The organism is Aquamicrobium defluvii (assembly GCF_004363725.1).
In the GTDB taxonomy this organism is placed as follows: domain Bacteria; phylum Pseudomonadota; class Alphaproteobacteria; order Rhizobiales; family Rhizobiaceae; genus Mesorhizobium; species Mesorhizobium defluvii.
In genome coordinates this window covers 1-2,502 of record NZ_SNZF01000074.1, presented here as the reverse complement: position 1 = coordinate 2,502, position 2,502 = coordinate 1, and the positions used below count along the sequence as shown (strand labels likewise).

The window sequence follows — 2,502 nt, the reverse complement described above, 5'->3', positions numbered from 1 at the left end:
TGTCAATGACCGTGGAATCGGGACCCCGTATTTTCGCGCAAAAGGAACCCCGGTTTTGGGTTGATGGAGGGCACGACGGTGAGCGCCCGATCAGGCGAAGCTGGTCGGGGTTGCACAGCCTGATCGGGCGCGGCTCGTTTGCTTTCGGCTTTAGCTTTGAGAGCGGCTCTTGAAGCGCCAGGATTCGTTTCCGGTCTCGACGATCTCGCAGTGATGGGTAAGTCGATCGAGCAGCGCCGTGGTCATCTTGGCGTCGCCGAAGACGGTGGGCCATTCGCCGAACGCCAGGTTGGTGGTGATGATGACGCTGGTCCGCTCGTAGAGCTTCGAGACGAGATGGAAGAGCAACTGCCCGCCGGCCTGGGCGAAGGGCAGATAGCCGAGTTCGTCGAGCACGACGAAGTCGAGCCGGGTCAGGTGATCGGCAATGCGCCCCTGGCGGCCGGCACGGGTCTCGGTCTCCAGTCTGTTGACCAGGTCGACGACATTGAAGAAGCGGCCGCGCGCACCGTTGCGGATGAGCGCCCGGGCAATGGCGATGGCCAGATGGGATTTGCCCGTGCCGGTGCCGCCGACCAGGACGACGTTACGCTGATCGGCGACAAAGGCTCCGCCGGCAAGATCACGGATCAGGCTCTCGTTGACGGGCGTGCCGGTGAAGTCGAAGTCATCGATGTCCTTGGCCAATGGCAGCTTGGCGACGGTGAGCTGGTATTTGATGGAGCGGGCCTGCTTCTCGGATATCTCGGCCTGCAGCAGATCGCCGACGATCTTCGGTGGTTCGTGCTGGCGCTTGATGGCGACGCCCATGATCTCGTCATAGGCTGATCGCATCCCGTAGAGCTTCAGCGTGCCCATCAGTTCCAGAACCTCGGTGCGTTCCATGGCTGTTCGTCCTCCTGAGACTGTCATAGCGGGCGCAGTCGGCGATCGGCTCGTGAGCCAGCTTCAGCGCCTGGGGAATGGAAAGGATCGTGCCCGGCGCCGGGTCGCGGCGGCGGGCCAGGATGTTGAGGATCACCGCTGCCGACGAGACGCCGTGATCGAGCGCCTCCTGACAGGCCGCCTCGACCGCGTTCAATCCGTCGCTCAGCACACAGGTGAGGATCGACACCATCTGCCGGTCGCCGTCATCCACTGTCTTGAGCTTGCGACGCACCTTCTCCATGGCCGACGGCAGAACCCAGTTCTTGAACGGTGCGCCGTTGCGCAACCCGCCGGGTTTGCGGGCCAATACCGGGACGTAATGCCAAGGGTCGTAGATCACCTCGTTGCGGCCGAAGCAGCGGGCATGTTCGCCGACGACCACGCCGTCCTGGCGGATGACGATGCGATCGGCATAGGCATGGATCTCGACCGGCCGGCCGACGGCGCTCGACAGCACCGAGTATTTGTTGTTGTCGAAGCGCACCGTGCAGGTCTTCGACACCGAGGCCGGGACACAGTGGAAGCCGTCGAAGCGTCCGGCATATGGAATGAAGCTGCCGCGCTCCTCCTCGAACACCTCCCAGATCGTGCGGCCGTCCTGTTCGGGATGCCGGTGCGCCTTGGCCCAGGAGACGCATTTGTCGGCCAGCCAGCCGTTCAGGTCCTCCAGCGTCTTGAAGCGCAGACGCGGCGTGAAGAAGCGTTCTCGTACCAGCCCGACCTGATTCTCGACCTGGCCCTTCTCCCAACCCGACGCCGGCGTACAGGCCTCCGGTTCGACAAGGTAATGACCGCACATCTGCGCGAAGCGGCGGTTGTAGCGGCGATCCCTGCCGATGAAGATCGCGTCAACCGCCGTCTTCATGTTGTCGTAGATACCGCGCGTGCACGCCCCGCGGAAGAAGGCGAACGCCCGGTCATGGGCGTCGAACACCATCTCCTGCGTCTCGCGCGGATAGGCCCGAACGAAGAACATGCGGCTGTGACAGAGCCGCATGTGCGCCACCTTCACGGTCACCGTCACGCCGTCGAGCAGGACGACCTCGTGGCTCCAGTCGAACTGGTAGGCTTCGCCAGGCGCGAAGCTCAGCGGGATATAGGCCTCAGCCGCGGCGCTGCCGCGTTGCTCATCCCAATCCTGCGCGTGGCGCCACACCGAGCTGTAGCTGCCGTCATAGCCAAGGCCGCGAAGCTCCTCGAAGATCCGGATCAGCGTCAGCCGCTCACGCTGCGGCTTTGCCGCATTCGCCGACAGCAGCCCGTCCAACTTCTCACGCCAGGCTCCCATCCGGGGATACGGCTGATGCTTGCGCTCGTAGCGGAACTCGGTCTCGTCCGATCGCAGCACCTTGCGAACCACCTTCCGCGAGATCTTCAACTCCCGGCAGATCGCCTTGATCGACTTCCCCTGCACCAGCGACAGCCGGCGTATCTTTGCAATCGTCTCCACAACCAACATCCAAAACACAAATGCCTCCGATCAAACCGGACGCACTTTGATGACCCCACGTTAAGGGGTCCCGTTTGGACGAAAATTACCCCTCAACTGGGGTCCTCATTCCATGAAAAATCACA

Annotated in this window: 2 protein-coding genes; both read right to left on the bottom strand. The window is 62.9% G+C overall.

Going from position 1 to position 2,502, the window contains the following annotated elements; translation table 11 throughout:
* Positions 1-150 precede the first annotated feature (150 nt).
* The gene (gene istB, locus DES43_RS22130) at positions 151-885 is read right to left on the bottom strand and encodes an IS21-like element helper ATPase IstB (RefSeq protein ID WP_035033516.1); all 735 of its coding nucleotides are present in this window, start codon (positions 883-885) and stop codon (positions 151-153) included.
* Positions 818-2,386 carry an IS21 family transposase gene (istA, locus tag DES43_RS22125; protein WP_073067652.1) on the bottom strand — a complete coding sequence of 523 codons (1,569 nt, stop codon included), beginning with the start codon at positions 2,384-2,386 and terminating at the stop codon, positions 818-820. Before istA ends, istB begins: the two co-directional genes overlap by 68 nt.
* Between the last annotated feature and the right edge of the window lie 116 nt (positions 2,387-2,502).